17 protein-coding genes are annotated in these 16465 nt (G+C 69.1%); 7 read left to right on the forward strand and 10 right to left on the reverse strand.

The window, feature by feature from the left end; all coding sequences use genetic code 11:
• Nucleotides 1–99: 99 nt before the first annotated feature.
• The 3 genes from ACO1BR_RS03950 (at nt 100) to ACO1BR_RS03960 (ending at nt 2865) form a co-directional block, all read left to right on the forward strand.
• Nucleotides 100–1836: a sensor histidine kinase gene (locus ACO1BR_RS03950; protein ID WP_426793603.1), complete on the forward strand. Its 1737-nt coding sequence runs from the start codon at nt 100–102 to the stop codon at nt 1834–1836.
• Between the two features lie 22 nt (nt 1837–1858).
• Nucleotides 1859–2512, forward strand: coding sequence for a response regulator (locus ACO1BR_RS03955; RefSeq protein ID WP_426793604.1), 654 nt, complete (start codon nt 1859–1861; stop codon nt 2510–2512).
• Between the two features lie 203 nt (nt 2513–2715).
• Nucleotides 2716–2865, forward strand: a complete 150-nt coding sequence (locus ACO1BR_RS03960; RefSeq protein ID WP_426793605.1) for a hypothetical protein — start codon at nt 2716–2718, stop codon at nt 2863–2865.
• Nucleotides 2866–2875: 10 nt separating this feature from the next.
• Here ACO1BR_RS03960 and ACO1BR_RS03965 read toward each other — a convergent pair whose 3' ends face one another.
• From ACO1BR_RS03965 to ACO1BR_RS03990, 6 genes are all read right to left on the reverse strand, one after another.
• Nucleotides 2876–3463, reverse strand: a complete 588-nt coding sequence (locus tag ACO1BR_RS03965; RefSeq protein WP_426793606.1) for a toxin — start codon at nt 3461–3463, stop codon at nt 2876–2878.
• Between the two features lie 30 nt (nt 3464–3493).
• On the reverse strand, nt 3494–3934 hold the full coding sequence (locus ACO1BR_RS03970; RefSeq protein WP_426793607.1) for a helix-turn-helix domain-containing protein: 441 nt from the start codon (nt 3932–3934) through the stop codon (nt 3494–3496).
• Nucleotides 3935–4335: 401 nt separating this feature from the next.
• On the reverse strand, nt 4336–5499 hold the full coding sequence (locus ACO1BR_RS03975; protein ID WP_426793608.1) for an MAB_1171c family putative transporter: 1164 nt from the start codon (nt 5497–5499) through the stop codon (nt 4336–4338).
• Nucleotides 5496–5639: a hypothetical protein gene (locus ACO1BR_RS03980; protein ID WP_426793609.1), complete on the reverse strand. Its 144-nt coding sequence runs from the start codon at nt 5637–5639 to the stop codon at nt 5496–5498. Before ACO1BR_RS03980 ends, ACO1BR_RS03975 begins: the two co-directional genes overlap by 4 nt.
• Nucleotides 5636–5779 (reverse strand): hypothetical protein, encoded by a 144-nt coding sequence (locus tag ACO1BR_RS03985; protein WP_426793610.1) that lies wholly within the window; start codon nt 5777–5779, stop codon nt 5636–5638. Before ACO1BR_RS03985 ends, ACO1BR_RS03980 begins: the two co-directional genes overlap by 4 nt.
• A gap of 815 nt (nt 5780–6594) precedes the next feature.
• A complete protein-coding gene (locus tag ACO1BR_RS03990; protein WP_426793611.1) occupies nt 6595–7206 on the reverse strand; it encodes a GAP family protein in 612 nt (203 codons plus the stop codon).
• 277 nt (nt 7207–7483) lie between these two features.
• Between ACO1BR_RS03990 and ACO1BR_RS03995 the strand changes: the two genes are divergently transcribed.
• The 3 genes from ACO1BR_RS03995 to ACO1BR_RS04005 all read left to right on the forward strand — a co-directional run bounded on the left by ACO1BR_RS03995 (nt 7484) and on the right by ACO1BR_RS04005 (nt 10637).
• Nucleotides 7484–8629: a catalase family protein gene (locus ACO1BR_RS03995; protein ID WP_426793612.1), complete on the forward strand. Its 1146-nt coding sequence runs from the start codon at nt 7484–7486 to the stop codon at nt 8627–8629.
• A 55-nt stretch (nt 8630–8684) separates the two neighbouring features.
• On the forward strand, nt 8685–10079 hold the full coding sequence (locus ACO1BR_RS04000) for a Dyp-type peroxidase (RefSeq protein ID WP_426793613.1): 1395 nt from the start codon (nt 8685–8687) through the stop codon (nt 10077–10079).
• Between the two features lie 78 nt (nt 10080–10157).
• Nucleotides 10158–10637: a hypothetical protein gene (locus tag ACO1BR_RS04005; RefSeq protein ID WP_426793614.1), complete on the forward strand. Its 480-nt coding sequence runs from the start codon at nt 10158–10160 to the stop codon at nt 10635–10637.
• Between the two features lie 14 nt (nt 10638–10651).
• Here the strand turns inward: ACO1BR_RS04005 and ACO1BR_RS04010 are convergent, their stop codons facing one another.
• Both ACO1BR_RS04010 and ACO1BR_RS04015 read right to left on the reverse strand, forming a co-directional pair.
• Nucleotides 10652–11230 carry a hypothetical protein gene (locus ACO1BR_RS04010; RefSeq protein WP_426793615.1) on the reverse strand — a complete coding sequence of 193 codons (579 nt, stop codon included), beginning with the start codon at nt 11228–11230 and terminating at the stop codon, nt 10652–10654.
• 1016 nt (nt 11231–12246) lie between these two features.
• Nucleotides 12247–12579, reverse strand: a complete 333-nt coding sequence (locus ACO1BR_RS04015; RefSeq protein ID WP_426793616.1) for a chaplin — start codon at nt 12577–12579, stop codon at nt 12247–12249.
• Nucleotides 12580–13529: 950 nt separating this feature from the next.
• Between ACO1BR_RS04015 and ACO1BR_RS04020 the strand changes: the two genes are divergently transcribed.
• The gene (locus tag ACO1BR_RS04020) at nt 13530–14120 is read left to right on the forward strand and encodes an isochorismatase family protein (RefSeq protein ID WP_426793617.1); all 591 of its coding nucleotides are present in this window, start codon (nt 13530–13532) and stop codon (nt 14118–14120) included.
• Nucleotides 14121–14388: 268 nt separating this feature from the next.
• Here the strand turns inward: ACO1BR_RS04020 and ACO1BR_RS04025 are convergent, their stop codons facing one another.
• Both ACO1BR_RS04025 and ACO1BR_RS04030 read right to left on the reverse strand, forming a co-directional pair.
• On the reverse strand, nt 14389–15735 hold the full coding sequence (locus ACO1BR_RS04025) for a hypothetical protein (RefSeq protein ID WP_426793618.1): 1347 nt from the start codon (nt 15733–15735) through the stop codon (nt 14389–14391).
• A 30-nt stretch (nt 15736–15765) separates the two neighbouring features.
• On the reverse strand, nt 15766–16383 hold the full coding sequence (locus ACO1BR_RS04030; protein ID WP_426793619.1) for a hypothetical protein: 618 nt from the start codon (nt 16381–16383) through the stop codon (nt 15766–15768).
• Nucleotides 16384–16465 lie beyond the last annotated feature (82 nt).

Consider the following 16465-nt stretch of genomic DNA (forward strand, 5'->3'; position numbering starts at 1 on the left):
CGCCGGCCGGCGGGGCACGGCTCCGCGACCACTTTCGTGGACCGGTCACGCGACCTTCGTCGGTCGCCGCCCGGCGGCGCCGCTGCCTATGGTGCGAGCGTGAAGAGCGTGGAGCGGGTGGATGCCAGGGCGTGGGCCGGTGCCCTGTGGCGGCGCCTGGCCGAGCCGGGCCAGTGGTCCCGGCGGCGGGTGGCCGGGGAATGCGTGTTGGCTGTCGTACTGGCCCTGCTCGCGGCGGGTATGGAGGCGCTGGGCGGGCACGGCGGGCTGCGGATGGCGCTCGTCGCGGCGGCCGTCGCGACGGCGTCCCTGCTCCGGCGTGCCCTGCCGGAGGCCATGCTGATCGTCGCGGGTGCCCTGGGCGGCGGGACCGACGGCGGCGACCTGCTGCTGACCGTGGTGGCCTGGTCCGCGGGGCGCAGGATCGACGGGGTGCTGCGGGCGACGGTGTCCCTCTGCGCGTCCTTCGCCGTCTACGAGGCGCTCGATCTGTGGCCGTGGTCCGAGGCGGCTCCGGGTGGGGCGGTGTTCACGGCCGTGGTGTTCCTGGTGCTCGCGGTGGTTCCGGGGCTGGCCAGCCGCTACTGGGCTCAGCGGCGCACCCTGCTGCGGACGCTTCAGGAGCGCAACCTCCAGTTGCTCCGCGAGCGGCAGATGATCGCCGGTCAGGCGCGGATGCGGGAGCGGCAGCGCATCGCGCAGGACATGCACGACAGCCTCGGGCACCAACTGGCCCTCATCACCGTGCACACCGGCGCGCTTGAGGTGGACCAGGAGCTGACCGGGCGGCAGCGGGAGGCGGTCGGAGTGCTGCGCGAGGCGTCGGTGGCGGCCATGCACGAACTGAGGGCGGTCGTGGGCATCCTCAGCGACGGCACCCCGGAAGACGCGAAACCCGCGGCCAAGGGGGTGGCCGGCATCCGGAGCCTCGTCGAGTCGGCGGCAGCCGCCGGTACGCCGGTGGTGCTGGAGGAATCCGGGGAGCCCCGTCCGCTCGCGCCGACGGCCGACCACGCCGGGTATCGCGTCGCCCAGGAGGGGCTGACCAACGCCTACAAGCACGCACCGGGTGCGCCGATCACCGTCAGCCTGCGCTATGAGCCGGACTCCCTGGTGGTGGAGGTGGGCAACGGGCCGGTACCGCAGGCCGGCGCCGGGCACCGGGCCGCGGTCAGCGGCGGGCAGGGGCTGACCGGCCTGGGGGAGCGGGCCCGGTTGGTCGGCGGAATGCTGTACGCCGGCAAGACGGCGGACGGCGGCTTCCGGCTCGCGGGCGTCTTCCCGTACGGAGCGGGGAACGGCCACGGTCCGGGCGACGCGCACGGTTCGGGGAACGCACGGACGACTTCCGACGGCGCGGTGGACGACTTTTGGCGGCAGAACGGGGAGGGGCCGCTCGGCGAGGGTGAACCGGTCATCGACCAACTCGACCCACGCGAGGAGCTCAAGAGCATCATGAGTGCGAAGAAGCGGAGCAACGGCTGCCTGATCATCGGCGGGACCGCCCTGCTCATGCTGGTGGGGCTCGTGGCCGCCGGCCTCTTCGGGGTCGGCACGGTGGTCCGCGAGGCCGAGAAGGGGGCGATCGACCCGCAGGTCTACGCCGGTGTGAAGGTGGGCGAGCCCGAGGCGCAGGTACGGCACACACTGCCCTCCGGCAGTTCCTTCCTCATGTCCGGCACCAGGAGCAAGCTGCCGGCCGAACCGGCCGGTTCGACATGCCAGCTGTTCCTGTCCACCGCAGACGAGGACGACCCTGCCGCCGACACGGTTTACCGTTTCTGCTTCAAGGACGGCAAACTGGCCGACAAGCGGGAGTTCCACGTCAAGAGCTGACCGCCGGGAGACAGGAGACCAGGTGATCCGCGTCCTCGTCGCCGACGACGAGCCGCTCATCCGGGCGGGCATCAGGATGATCCTCACCTCCGCCGACGACATCGAGGTGGTGGCGGAGGCGGCCAACGGACGCGACGCGGTCGAGCTGGCGCGCCGCCACACGGTGGACGTCGCCCTGCTCGACATCCAGATGCCCCTCCTGGACGGGCTCTCGGCCCTGGCCGAACTCGGCCGGGCCGCCCCCCGTATACGCGTGCTGATCCTGACGACCTTCGGGGAACGCGACAACGTCCTGCGGGCACTGCGCCAGGGCGGGGCGGGCTTCCTGCTCAAGGACACCGCCCCCGGCGAACTGATCGCGGCGGTACGGGCGGCGGCCGCCGGTAAGGCGTACCTGTCCCCCACGGCCACCCGGCACGTGGCCGACTCGCTCGCGGCCGAACCCGCCGTGAGCCGTGGCGAGGAGGCGCGCCGGCGCATCTCGGCACTGACCGGGCGTGAGCGCGACGTACTGGCACTGCTCGGCGAAGGGCTCTCGAACGCCGATGCCGGGCGGCGCATCCACATGAGCGAGGCCACGGTGAAGACCTACGTCAGCCGCATCCTCGCCAAGCTGGACTGCGAAAACCGGGTCCAGGCCGCGCTGTTGGCCCGGGACGCCGGCCTTTCGGCCTGACGCACCGGCGGCCCGCAGCCCGGCATTCCCGCGCGGCCCGTCACCCCTCAAGGCCGCAAGAGGCCGGACAACAAACAGGGCCCAGATCGTTGACCTGGGCCCTCGCTGGGGAGCGGGTGACGGGAATCGAACCCGCGTCACGGGCTCCGCTGCCGCCGGAACGCGGATCGCTTGGGCGAAGGGGGACATCCGGCGGTGTGCCGGTGGGCCGGGCGGATCGTCGAACTCCGCCGGATCGTCGAGCGGGCGGACTCGCCCGGCTGCGGTTCTTCGTCACCGGCGAGCTCCACGAGGACGACGTCCGACGGGCCGTGGCGATCCTGGCCGAGGAGGTGGCGGCCGCGGGCGGATGAGTACCCCACGTCAGATCAGGGTGCGTTCGATCCGGCTGAGCATGGCGGTCTTCCCGGCGTCCGCGGCGTCCCGGGGCCGTCCGGCGTCCCCGGCCACGGGTGCGCCGTGCCGTTCCGCGGTGCTTCCCACCCGTTGGGAGAGCAGATAGGCGATGATCTCCGCCTCCTGCTCCTGGACGTCGTCGTAGGTCGCGCGCAGGAGCATGTCCCGCACGAGGTCGGGGTCGAGGTTGGGGAAGAGGAGGCGGGCACTCGCCTCGTCCAGCCAACCCGCCCCGCGATGGCAGCAGATGATGTGACCCAGCTCGTGCAAGATGATGTGCTCCTGATGCGCGCTGGTCGTGTTGGCGTCGTAGAAGATCAGGTCCTCGTCGCGTGCGGCGACCCACATACCGCACGGGTGCGACGCGGGCATCTGCATCGGGACCAGCGTGATCGGACGGTCCCGGATCTCGCTGAGGTGGCGGCAGAGCTCGGCGACGTCGGAGACCTCCGGCAGATCGAGTTCGGCGATCCGCTGGGCGCCGGCCTTCCGGAGCCGCTTGAGCCGACTGCGGCGCTCCTGGTCGACCGCGCGGTCCTTCCTGGTGCTCCTCACGCCCCCGTGCTCCTCACGCCCCCGTGCTCCTCACTCGCCCTCCGAGGGGTCGGTGACGGGCGGCAGGCCCTGCATCTGCCGGTACTGATCCATGATGGCCGTGATGGCCTGGAGGTTCTCCTTCTTCATCCCGGCCGCCCGCATCGCCACCGAGCGGACGCCCGCCTGCCGCAGCGCCTCGATGGCGGCGACCTGGCTGAGCACCGACTCGGCGACCTCGTCGTCGAAGAAGTAGGCGACCGACACTCCGAAGAAGCGCGCCAGCGCGTCCAGGAGGTCCGGGGAGGGATTGGACCGCTTGCCCGTCCGCAACTGCGACAAGTACACGCCCCCGACACGGAGTTCGGGGTTGGCCCGCTTCAGCTCCTCCGCCACCTCGGCGTTGGTCCAGTGCTTGCCCTTGGGGCGGACCGTCTTGAAGAGGTTGTCCAGGCGCACCGCCAACTTGGGTCGGTCGTCAGTCTCGGACATGGTGAGTCTCCCTCCCTTCACCTCCCAGGTGTTAGCCCTCGGCTAATCCCAAGTTTCGCAGATTAGCCACCAGTTGACAATCGGCCGGGACTCCGTCAACGTGGATCCCGCCGATAGCTGCCAGCTAACTTCGCTTACGGGGGTAGCCGAGTTGGTTGCCGGCCGTGTCGGCCTGGAGCGGCCCTCGGGGGAAGGGCCGGTCCAGCACCGGACGGGGACATCCCGCCCGGCCCGACAGGTGAACACGGGGGAACAACGGGGGGCCTGCGGGGGACAACGGGAGAACAGCGCAAGTAACGGGGGCAACGGGGGCAACGGGGGACAACGGGGGAGTACCGAGAAAAAACCCGCCCCGGTCTGACGGGGGACAGACCGGGGCGGAGCTCTCAACGCGGGTGATCTCAGCCCGCGTTGTCGAGCTTACGGTAGGCGCACGCGACTTTGGTGAGCCAGTCGACTTCCGCCGTGAAGTTGTTCGTGTCGCGGTCCTCGAAGTCGCCGGCGTCCTTGTTGTCGTCGGGGATGGTGCCGACGCGCTTGGCGTGCAGGGCCTGCCGGATCTGAGCTGCCTCGGCCAGCGCCTGCCGGGACTCTTCGCTCGCCCCGCGGTCCGCGCCGGGCGCCCCGTTGGCCGTGCGCTCGATGTAGGGGCGCAGATCCCGCCATCCGTCGCGGATCTCGATGACCCGGCGGTGGAGCCGGTAGTCGAGGTCATTGAGGTCGGAGACCGAGGCCCCCGGCGGCTCCAGCACGATGTCCGGGGAGGACTCGTACAGATCCCGCCAGAGCGGGTACAGCGCCCGGTACGAGCGGTAACTGCGTGCCCACTCCAGCAGCTTGCCGGCCGACGGTCCCCAGGAGGAGATCGTCAGGGCGAGCGAGAGGGTGGCGATGCCCACCGCGCTGAAGACGTTCGCGGCGAGCTGCCAGCCGCCGATGTCGATCCCGCACGCCGAGGTGAGGATGTTGACGGTCCTGGACAGGCAGTAGAGGAAGAGGACCACCGCGGCGACGGAGAGCAGGCGCAGGGCCTGCCGCAGCTCGGCCTTGTCGGTCATCCGGGCGTAGGGGCCGCACTGGCGGAAGATGGTGACGCACGGAACCGCCTGGGAGACGATGAAGACCAGGAGGTAGGTGAGGACCAGCGGTTGACCGCTGCCGCTGTTGAAGTCCGAGGCCGGCCGCCCCGGGCCGTCGGCGATCAGGAAGAGCACGATCAGCAGCGCGTTGAGGGCGATACCGGTGATCAGCCAGTAGCGGGTCTTGCGCACCGCGTCCTCCGTGGCGGTCGCCCAGCGCAGCAGGATGATCTGCGAGCTGACGCAGAAGGCGACCGCCGAGACGTGCATTACGAGGATGGCGAGGTTGCCGACGCCCAGGAAACGCTCGCTCCCCATCGCGACGGCGCCCATCGTGAAGGTGAGGCACTGGAACAGCAGCGTGATCACCAGGGTGCGGTAGGCGTTGTCCCGCCAGCTGCGCCGCACCTGGGTGAGCCGGTAGACGAGCGCGGCATACGACGAGAGCGCCGCTATGACGAAGCAGAGGGTTCTGGTGGAGTTCACGGCCTGATTCCCCGCCGGCGCCGCGCACGCGGCGAACGGAACCAGTCGGTGTGCTCGCCCAAGAAAACCACGAGCCCGATTCCCTCGGCCGCCACGGCGATGGCGCGGTCGAAGAAGGCCGACTGGTCCTGGATGCTCACGGCAAGATCACTGACGCGGCAACGGCATCCAGGGACAGCCCTCCGGCGCCCAGATCCACCAGCAGGCGGCGCGCGGCGGCCTTGACGGCCTTTGGCGGCCTGGTGTTCACGTCGTCCGCGCTCGTTCCGGAAGCATCCATGGCCAAACCGTACCTGTCGGCTACTACGGCCGACGGCCCGATCACCTGGCCCGTCCGGCGACGCACGAGATCCGGCCATCCCCCTGCCGCGGGCCGAGGCCGGCGGCTCCTCAGTGCATCCCACCCCGTGCGACAGAACCCTCAACTGGCCGCGAAGAAAGTGATGTTGACCGCCGAAGCTCGCCGATACCGGAAGGCCCACCGGCGTCTCCAGTGCCTGTTCCCAACGCATCACCGGCAGTCCCAACGCGGCGAACAGTTCACCGACCCCCTGGAACGCGGACGACTCCGTGGACATGACCCGCAGTTGCACCCGGAGATCGTCATGGAACAGCGGCACCACGTCCAACAACCGTCCGGCGGAGTTGACGTTGTGCACCACGAGCAATACCCGACGACACGTCGACACGTCGTCCGACTGACCCAGCGATCGGAGTCCTCCCCGACCGGCACGCGTATCACCGGCGAACCGCTCGGCCCCACTGCTCACCTCCTGCCGACCGCACGGCGGCCCTCGCCGTTCCCGGATCACCCTGACCAGGCGTCCCGGCGCGCGTGCGGTGACCTTGAGAGGCGGCGGGAGGTGGCCGCCGGGCTGGATCAGATGGTGCGGGCCGCACCGAGAAAGACCGTTGAGCGCCCGAACGAGGGAGAGGGCGGTGCCGCGACGTCCGCTCACGCACGACAGGCGCATGACTCGCCGTTTGTTGGCGCACGGAGGGGTATCGCAGTCCGGCAGGGAGGAGCGGACACCGCAATTCCACGCCGCCCCGTTCAACCCGCAGCCCTACACCCAGGGTTGTTCATCGGCGCGGTCAGGACGCGAGGACGCTGATGCCGTCGCCGAGCAGTTTGAGGCCGAGGACGAAGAAGAGGACAGCCATCACGGCGGCGTTGTGCTGTGCTGCCCAGTTTCGCCAGCTGCCGAGCACGCGCTGGGCCCGTTGCCCCATGAACAGGTAGACGGCCAGCGGCGCGAGGACGCCAACCGAGGCGACGAGCACGAAGACCGCGAGTGTCCCGGCCTGCTGCGGCACGGGGATTCCGGCCGCGCTGATCGACGCACCGGCGGCGAGGGTGAGCGGGGCGTTCTTGGCGTTGGCCGCCGACAGCGCCACGCCGAGTCCGAGGATTTTGGGCGGGGTGAAGCGGTCGATCGCGGCCATCCACTTCGGGAGCTGCGCCTGGGAGGGGTCGGTGGGGCGGTGGCGCCATTGCCGGGCGCCGAAGAGGGCCAGCAGCAGGCCGAGGGCGAGTTTGAGTGCTCCCACCCAGGTGGCGGGCTGCTTGTGGCTGGAGGCGCCTCCGGAGCCGCCCACGGCCAGCATGATCGCTCCCAGTGCCGCCAGCCCCAGGATCCAGCCGAGGGCGAAGAGGACGCCGTTGAGACGTCCACGTGGGGTGGCGAGGATGAGGATGATCGCCACGATGGCGCGGCGCGCTGCTGCTGTCGAATGAGTGAGGAGTCGCTGTCCGGAAAACCGCCGTGGGCGGTTCGGCGCGCGGGCGGAATGAGGGTGCGCCTATGGTGGAGGTGAGGGTGAGGCGGTCCTGTGCGGCAGTTTCCGGGACTGACCAGTTGGCGCCCAACAGCCGGGACGCCCGCCTTTCCCACGAGCTTCTGAGTCCCGTTGCCCGCACGCTGTGAGGCGTTTTGAGGCGCCCTATGCCACTGGTGGCCGGCACGGAAGAAGATGGTCGAAGATGTCGCCGCGGTTCATCCCTTACACGCCGGACGTAGAGGTCGAAGAGCCGGGATACGACGAGAACCTGCAGAAGATCATCGCGCGGATGGAGCGCTACATCACCGGCTCGGTGGCCGCCGAGGGCACCGGCCAGGCGGTGCGCGACGCGCACGCGAAGGGGTACGGGCTGGTCCGGGGAGAAGTGGAGATCCTGGACGGGCTGTCCGAGGAGTACGCCCAGGGCATCTACGCCGTCCCCGGCCGGCACGACGCGCTCCTGCGGTTCTCCAACGGCTCTCCCCATGCCGGGGCGGATGCGCGCCTGGGGCGGGCGACGGGGCTGGCGTTGAAGATGTTCGACGTCGAGGGGCCGACGCTGCTGGACGACGAGCCCGACAGCCGGACGTTCGACTACAACACGATCAATGCGCCGGTCTTCTTCTGTAACTCCGTGCAGCACTACCTGTTCATCCAGGAGCTGTTCCTCGAAGCCAGTGCTTACATGGCCGAGGGCGCGCGTGGCCGGCACCGCTTCTACCGCGACTACGTGACGGGGAAGGGCACGCTGAGCGAGGACGACTGGGCCTGGGAGGAGTTCTTGACCTTCCTCACCGTCTCGCAGCGCCCCTTGGTGAACCTGCTGCTGTCGACGTACACCACGATGGGCGCGGTGAGGCACGGCGACTACATCGCCAAGGTGCGCATCGCCCCGGACCCGGCGTGCGCGGCCATGGTGGCCGAGCGCCGCATGGACGTCACTTCCGCAGCGGAGGTCTTCCGCCCGGCCCTGGCAGCCGAACTGAGCAGACGGCCGTACACCTTTGATCTCCAGGTCCAGCTCTGCGCCGATCTGGAGCGGATGCCGGTGGAGGACCTGACTGTCGAATGGCCCGAAGAGCTGTCGCCGTACGCCACTGTGGCCAAGCTCCGTCTGCCTCAGCAGGACATCTCCGGGGACGAGAACCTCCGGCGGATGGACGCCCTGTCCTTCACGCCGTGGCGGGTGACGGCCGCGCACCGGCCACTGGGACGCATGATGCGGGCCCGCAAGGAGGTCTACCGCCGTTCCTCCGTCCTGCGTCACCGCCTCAACCGCCAGGAGCGGCGTGAGCCGCGCACCGCGGACGAGGTGCTGCCGCTGAAGACCCCCGTCACCCACCACTGAATCCGCACAGCCGCAGCCGGGGCCCGTTCCCCCGAGATCACGGAGGTCGCACGCGATGGCAGACACGACGCGCCAGGCACAGGAGCTGGAGCTGGACGACATCCAGGGAACCTTGCTCCGGCAACGCCCCTCCCCGTATGTGGGTGCCTACTTCCTGCTGCGCATCGACGATCCGGCGGACGGCCGCCGGATGCTGGCGCGTCTGGCGCCGCACGTCGCCTCGGCCGAACGCTGGTGGCGTCCGCCGAGCCGCGCGTGGCTGAGCGTGGCGCTCAGCCACTCAGGGCTACGGGCCCTGGGTGTGCCGCAGGCGTCGCTCGACAGCTTCCCCGAAGCCTTCCGCGAGGGCATGGCCGCGCGCGCCGACCGGCTCGGGGACGTCGGCGAGAGCAGCCCCGAGAACTGGGACGCGCCACTGGGCAGGTCCGACGTCCACCTCGCCCTGTCCGCCTTCGCCCCGGACGAGTCGGCGCTGGAGTTGCTGCTGGACGCCGGCCGAGAAGCCCTGCACGGCCTGCCCGGCGTGCGGGTGATCTACCGGCTCGACGCCTCCCAGCTACCGACCAAACGCACCCACCTGGGGTTCGTCGACGGCATCGGCGAACCGGACGTGGAAGGCGCGGGCGTGGCCAGCATCCTGCAGGCCGGCCGGGACCACCACGGGGGCCACTACGGCTACCTGCCCGGCTTCGGCCCCACCATCAGGGCCGGCGAGTTCGTCCTGGGCTACGAGAACCAGCTCGGCCGGCTCACCCCCATGCCCCGGCCCGACGAGCTGGCCCGCAACGGCACCTACGTGGCCTTCCGCAAGCTCCACCTCAAGGTCGCCGACTTCCGCCGCTACCTCCACGACAACTCCTCCTCACCCGAGGAGGAGGAGTTGCTGGCCGCCAAGATGGTCGGGCGGTGGCGCAGCGGAGCGCCCCTGGTCCTCGCCCCGGACCACGACGCCCCCGATCTGGCCGCCGACCCTACCCGCGCCAACGACTTCACCTATGCCCAGGACGACCGCGCCGGTCTGCGCTGCCCCATGGGCGCCCACATCCGGCGCATGAACCCCCGCGACGCCCTCACCGACACCGCGGTGGACGTCCGTATCCACCGCGCTCTCCGCCGCGGGACCACCTACGGACCGATGCTTCCCGAAGGACAACTGGAGGACGACGGCGCCGAACGCGGCATCGTGTTCATCTTCATGGGCGCCGATCTTGTCCGGCAGTTCGAGTTCCTCAAGACCCAGTGGGCAAACGACGGCGACTTCGTCGGCCTGGGCACCGAGAAGGACCCTCTCGTCGGCGACAACGACGGCACCGGCACCTTCACCATCCCCCGGCGCCCCGTCCGCCGGCGCCTCCAACAACTACCCCGCTTCGCCGTCACCAAGGGAGGCGAATACCTCTTCATGCCCGGCATCCGCGCCCTGAACTGGCTCGCCGAACTCGACACTTGAGCAGCGGGCCGGGCAGCGGGCCGCGGTACCACCCGAAAACCGGCGCACCCGCACCACCCGACAGAAGGATCGCCCGCCATGACTACCACCACACAGCAACGGAAACGCCCCGGCCTCCGGTCCGGCCGGACCAACGAGTTCACCCTCTTCTTCAACGTCAAGCCCGGCCACGCGCAACAGATCCGTGAAATCTTCCAGCAGCCGGCATTCGAGGAACACCGCAAGGAGATCAGCGCCCGCATCGGCACGCTCCACGACTCCCGCTGGGTCCTCTTCGACGACGACACTCGGCTGATGTTCGCCACGAACTTCGACGGTGACTGGGACGCCTACATCGACGACTTCGCCAAATACATCCCGGACGTCTTCGACGCCATCCTGCAGCACACCGAGAACTACCCCGGCATTTCGGACCCCAAGATCAAAGACCACATCGTGGCCCACCAGGCCACTGCTTGCTCGTACCAACGCGCAATTCCCGATGCCACCGTCAAGGACATCAGAAAGGCACTGGCCGTCAACGAGGCATTCCAGAAACTACTCGACGCGGCGAGTTGATCCGTCGGGCAAGCTCAGCCTTGAGGCGTCTTCCCCGCGAGCACTCTCTGTAGGCGCTGAACACCGCTTTGGACGGCCTGCTGGGTATCGGCGCTGCCGGCCCCACCAGTGCCGCCGTTGGTCACGGAGATGACGTTGGGCCCGATCCGTGCGGCGGCTGCGTCGAGCGTCAGGGTGGTTCTGAGGCCCTGCACGGTGCTGGCCATGGTCATCCGCACGCCGAACCGGTCATCACCAGCGTTCGGCAGCGACGTCTGGACGACCTGTCCGATCGCCTTGTTCCCGGAGGGGTCCACGGCGGTGAACCCGTCGCAGACGTTCGGCAGAGTCTTCAGCCAGGCCATGCCCTTGTCGGCATCGGCCTCGGAATACGACGCCACCTGGTACGTCATCTTGGCGTTTCTGGACGGTTCGTTGAAAGCCTCGGCGGCTTTGGCCGTCGGGGTGGCTCCCATGAGGTTGCCCGACTCCAGCCGCCCGAGGAGTGTCTGACAGTTGGCCTTGTTGACCTTGCTCTGCAGGAGCGCGTCCTGCCTTGTGGCGCCGCCGGTGGCCGGGTTCCACTGGGCACCCAGAGCGGACGGACTGATCAAGGCCGCGTTGGCCTGCCCCCCCGGTGAGCTGCGCGGGCGGCGACGCCGACTTCGTCGCCGAACCCGAAGGGCCACCACCCGAGCATGCTGCTAGTGCCATCAGGGCGGCTGCGGCCAGCGTTGCGGCCACGCAACGGGGCAGAATGGATGGTTGGTCCATCGCGGTCCTCCTTAGTGCGCGGCACTGCTCCGAGATCACCACCCGTCACCTGCACACGCAATCGCACCGTGGCGTATGGGTGAGGCAAGGACAGCGCGGGGACGTCGGCAAGACTTGTCGCGAGGGAACTCTCGCAGCGTCCGAGGCCGCCACCCAATGACGCCCAGTGCGGCCACATCGCGGCTGACGGGAATCGAAACCGCGTCATGAGCTGGGGAATCAGGGGGCTTTCAGGAGCCTGGTGCCTTCCTGACCTGCGAAGGCGCTGCTGCGGGGAAGGTGCGCTCGGTCGAATCTCCGGCCCCTCCTGCGGGCGTCGTCACGCCGTCCACAGTGCGCCGAAAACGTCTGCTCACGTGCCCCTCACGGGTGGGACGGCGGCCGGTTCCGGCGATTCCGTCCTCGTCACGCCGTGCTCAGAGGCTGGGGTGGGTTGCAGGGGCAGAGATGGCCACCAGGTCGTCTCGGGGCCGTCGGATGGTGCCATCGGCCATGACACGTGTGGATCGGCTGGGTTGGGCGGGCCGGACGGAGTGGCAGGGGTACGCGCTCGGGTGTGGGGGAGGGCGTGGTTGTGGACGCCGGAGCGGGTTTCGTGCGGGCCCAGGCCCTGAGGGTGGCGGCGGAGGGATTTCACGTGTGCGGCGATCAGGGTCAGGCAGGCGGCTGCGGGCAGCAGCAGGACGAACGCTGACGCCGGGTCTGCCGAGAGGATGCGATGGACGACCTCGATCCGGCAGGGCTGAGTCGGGCCCGGTGCGGCCCTGCGGACCGGATGGTCCGCAGGGCCTTGGCGCGAAGCCGATCAGTCCTCGTCCTCGTGGCCATACCGTCCATGTCGGCCGTGCTCGCGCTCTTACCGGTCGGTGAACCTGCCGTTTCGGCCGTGCTCGTCCTCGTCCCGGTCGGTGAACCTGCCGTGTCGGCCGTGCTCGTCCTCGTGACCCGTGCTGTTGATGCAGGTGTTCCCGAAGGCGGGGTTGAGGATGCCGACCCACGGGTTGACCGTGTTGCCGCAGATGTTGATCGGCATGTTGAGCGGCATCTGGATCAGGTTGCCCGAGGCGAAGCCCGGTGACCCGACGGCGGCGCCCTTCGCACCGCTGTTCGCCAAAGCCGCGCCTGTCGACACTCCCGTCGCGATGCCGGCCGCCATAAGGACCATGGCAGCCTTCTTGGCAGTGTTCACGGATAGTCCTCCTACGGTTGTCCGTTAACCCAGTCGCTGGATTACACGCTGCCAACGCCTGGCCGCCTCCTACGGCACGACAACCGGTGGTGAAACCTCCCTGCGGCCCAACCGGCTTATGAGCATCGGTTGAGCAGCCCAGATGAAATTTCACCGCGGCCGGAACGTGTTCGGAAACCTTGGCAACCGTGATCGGGATTCCGCATCCACTGATCGGATGAACCGCGCCTTTCAGCCGCATTGCCCCTTCGCCTGCGTCGTTTAGGAAAAGAGAAGGACGCTCTTCACTGGGCTGAGGTAAGACAGCGACCGGTCCTTCCTCACGGGACGGACCGGTCGTTCCCTTTGGGCGTAGGGCGGTACTCAGGCCCGCGTCCTTACCGCGAGTGGGGTCTCTGCCGAGGGCGACTGACCGCAGCCCAGCACGCCGACGGCCCGGAGCCTCGTCCTGAGGTGAGGTCGACGACTTGCGTCAACCACTGGCGCCCTTCGAGCAGAAGCAATGCGACCGTCGGTTCGACCTGTGCACGACGTGCTCTGGCAGTACTGGGAGGGCCAGGGGTGGACCGGCCGGCTGCCGGCGGCGCCTGGGGGGGGCTCCTCGTCAGTGGAGGTGGCGGGATGTGAACCCATGAACCCACGACCTCTTCGTCCCGAATGAAGTACGGGCAAGATCCTCACCTGCGTGTTCTGGTATCTGCCCAGGTCAGAGGGTTGGCGTGGGTTGGTCTGGCGTGGTGTCGCAGGGGTTTCTGGAGAACGTCTTCTCCCAGATTTCTCCTAGGGAGCCGAGGCCGGCTGGAGTCGGCTGCGCAGTGTGTGCTCGGTTGACGAGCAACGCGTGTCGTCCCGGCGCCAGTCGGGTGAGCGGCTGGCGAGTGCTGCGTCTGCGCCTAGCCGGAGGGGGCGACCATACCGACGAGGGGTTCACCCGCGGGAAAGGATTCGCCGTGCGCCGTGCATTGATCATCGTTGATGTGCAGAAGGACTTCTGCGAGGGCGGCAGTGTTCCGGTGAAGGGCGGCGCGGACCGGGCCGTCGCCATCGCCGATCTGGTTCGGCGCGCTGACGGGAGTTACGCGTGCATCGTCGCCACCCGCGACCACCACATCGACCCGGGGGCCCACTTCTCCAAGCAACCTGACTTCGAGAACTCCTTCCCCGTGCACTGCGTCGTCGGCAGCGAGGGAAGCGAGTTCCATCCGAACTTCGAGCCCGCCGTCGCCTCCGGGTCCGTCGACGAGGTTTTCTACAAGGGGGCGCACTCCGCCTCGAAGAGCGGTTTCGAGGGTTCGACCCAGGACGGCACGTCACTGGCCGACTGGCTGCGCGCCCGCGACGTCAGCGATCTCGACGTCGTGGGTATCGCCACCGACCACTGTGTGAAGGCCACCGCGCTGGACGGCGTACGGGCGGGCTTCGCGGTACGGGTCCTGCTCGACTACACCGCCGGCGTTGCCGCCGACACCACCAGCACGGCGATCAGCGAGCTGCGCCGGGCGGGTGTGACGTTGAGCGGCGAGCCGGTTGTCCTGGCCTGAGCAGTTGCCCTCTCCGCCGTGGGGCTGGCAGGTCCCTCGCGGCCGCGTGAGCTGTTGCCGAAGGCGGCTGTCAGCCGCCTTCGGCTCGTTGCCGGCACCACCGGCTACCGCCTGAACATGACGGGACTCCGGCCCCACGTCTTCGCTCGAAACCCTGATCTGCAGGTCGGCACCAGGTCGGGTCTTCTGATGCCTCCTGAGAAACGTTGGCCAGGTTGGCTTTCGTGTTGCTCTGCCTGCGGCATCTGAATGTAGCTGTGACGGAGTGTCAGGCAAATGCTGCGGCGAAGCGGGCGAGGGAGATCCTTCCGGCTTTCTGCGCTGCGGCGGCGCCCATCTCGGCCCAGTCGCCGACGTTGTCGGCCATGCCCTGGGTGAAGTCGACAGCGGTGGCGAGGTCTTCCGCGGTGTCGATGTCGTCTGCGCCGGCCAGGGAGAGGGCGGTGGGGATCTGGGTGGCCAGATCGACGGTTCCCTGGATCACCTTGCTGGCGACCTTGCCCTGGCTGGCGCTCGCGCGGATGAACGTGGCGCTCTTGGTGCCAAGGTAGTTGGCGATGGTTCCCGCCTCGGCCGCGGCGGCGCCGCTGGTCGCGGCGAGGAAGGCACGCCCGCCGCTGCGGACGGCCACGCTGGCCTTGCCGACCGAGCGCATGGCGAGGTTGCCGGCCCGTGCGGCCTTGCCGAGCGCGCCGACGACGGGCAGGGCGCCGAGTACGTCGGCGCCCAGGCCGACGATCGTGCCGGCGTCCCAGTCGCCCTGGATGACGGCGTCCGCGGTGTGCGCGGCCAGGGAGCCGGCCGCCGCCGCGAGGGCGATGGGCCCGGCCAGCGGGGTCAGTACCGGGACCATCGCCAGGACCCCGGCGACGGCGGAGACGACCCCAAGGACGTCCCCGAGGATGCCCCAGAAGCTGCTTCCCCCAGCTTCCGCAGCTGCCTTGGCAGCGGCGGCAGCCCTCAGGTATTCGACCTCTTGGCCGCGGGTCTCGACGATCCGCTCGAACTCGCGGTTCAGCAGCAGGCTTTGCAGCTGGTACTCCGCCTGTACGGCGAGGACGAGGTCGATCAGGTCGCGCAGGGCCGGGTCCGGGATGCGGTCCGCTCCGTAGCCCTTGTCCTTCAGCCGCCCGACGGGGACGGAGAAGGCCCATCCATCCCCGTTCAGCAAGGGGACGTGCGCGATTTCGGGATCGGTGAAGTCGATGACCGACCTGTCTGGACGCTGCGGGGTGTTCCGGACCATGGGGTTCTCGCGCCTGCGCTTCTCTTCGGCCTGCCGGAGGGAGTCGAGGAAGTCATCGATCTGCTTGCTGGCTTCCTCGGAGGACCACTGCATGTCACCGAATTCATGGTCCAGGCGCTCCAGGGCGGCGATGATCCTGTCTTCCTGGTAGAGGTAGGCGCGGATCAATTGCTCGATGCGGTAGCGGTCCTCAGCCCGTAGGACCTCGTCGGACCAGCGCCACGGGACGCGCACGTTCGCCTTGCTGGTGTACATGTTGAGCTTGGTGTGCACGGGCGCCACGATGGGGTCGCCACGGCCCGCCTCGTAGCCGAGGTTGTGCATGGGGAAACGACCGTCGCCTTCGGCGATGGTGTAGAGCGTCTTCATGGCCTTGAGCCCTTCCTTCCGTGTGGCGGGTCAATCGGTGAATTCGATGGTCCTGCAGACCTCGCCGAGGAGGTCGACGTAGTCGTCCCACTCGGCGAGGTTCTCCGTCGCGATGGAGAAGTCCGCCATCGCCAGGCGCCCGGGAACGGGTACGAACACGTGCAGTTGGCGCACGACGGTGGGGCCACCTCCGTCGCCCAGGAGGTTCACCGACTTCTCGACCTTGCTGTCCTCGGTGAGCAGCACTGCGGGGCCGGTGAGCAGGTGGACCACGCCCACTTCCGCTTCGGGGTAGATGGCGCCCATGGTGCGGGCCAGCCGGTGCACGGTCTGGTCGTTGGACAGCTCGCTGGGCCGGGCCGTGACCGTCAGCATGAGCGAGGTGAGCCGGCCGTCGGGTTCGTCCTCGGACGGCCCGGCCAGCAGGATCCCGGCGTAGACCGCGCCGGCGGCGGACAGCATCTCGTACATCGACTGCTGCACCAGGACGGCGTGGGCGATCTCCTCGTCACGGGGGCGCTGTGCCAGACCGGTGAGCTCTCCGATCAGCTTGTTGGTGTTCTCCTCCGCTGAGACGGTCAGGTCGATGTCCCGGAAGTCCTCGGGGACCGAGAAGCTCAGCGGCAGATCGATCGTGGCAGCAGGCATGGCGGTACTCCTCTCAGCTCAAGAAACGGATACGACCAGCTCTGTCCCAGGCCCGGCCGCCCCGGCGCACCGGGGCGGCCGG

The sequence above is a fragment of the Streptomyces sp. YGL11-2 genome (assembly GCF_050054615.1).
Lineage (GTDB): Bacteria > Actinomycetota > Actinomycetes > Streptomycetales > Streptomycetaceae > Streptomyces.

Excerpts from the sequence above, each read along its gene's own strand:
- ACO1BR_RS03970 (WP_426793607.1), bottom strand. The coding sequence starts at position 3,934 with ATGTCCGAGACTGACGACCGACCCAAGTTGGCGGTGCGCCTGGACAAC.
- ACO1BR_RS03985 (WP_426793610.1), bottom strand. The coding sequence starts at position 5,779 with ATGGATGCTTCCGGAACGAGCGCGGACGACGTGAACACCAGGCCGCCA.
- ACO1BR_RS03995 (WP_426793612.1), top strand. The coding sequence starts at position 7,484 with ATGTCGCCGCGGTTCATCCCTTACACGCCGGACGTAGAGGTCGAAGAG.
- ACO1BR_RS04000 (WP_426793613.1), top strand. The coding sequence starts at position 8,685 with ATGGCAGACACGACGCGCCAGGCACAGGAGCTGGAGCTGGACGACATC.
- ACO1BR_RS04005 (WP_426793614.1), top strand. The coding sequence starts at position 10,158 with ATGACTACCACCACACAGCAACGGAAACGCCCCGGCCTCCGGTCCGGC.
- ACO1BR_RS04025 (WP_426793618.1), bottom strand. The coding sequence starts at position 15,735 with ATGAAGACGCTCTACACCATCGCCGAAGGCGACGGTCGTTTCCCCATG.
- ACO1BR_RS04030 (WP_426793619.1), bottom strand. The coding sequence starts at position 16,383 with ATGCCTGCTGCCACGATCGATCTGCCGCTGAGCTTCTCGGTCCCCGAG.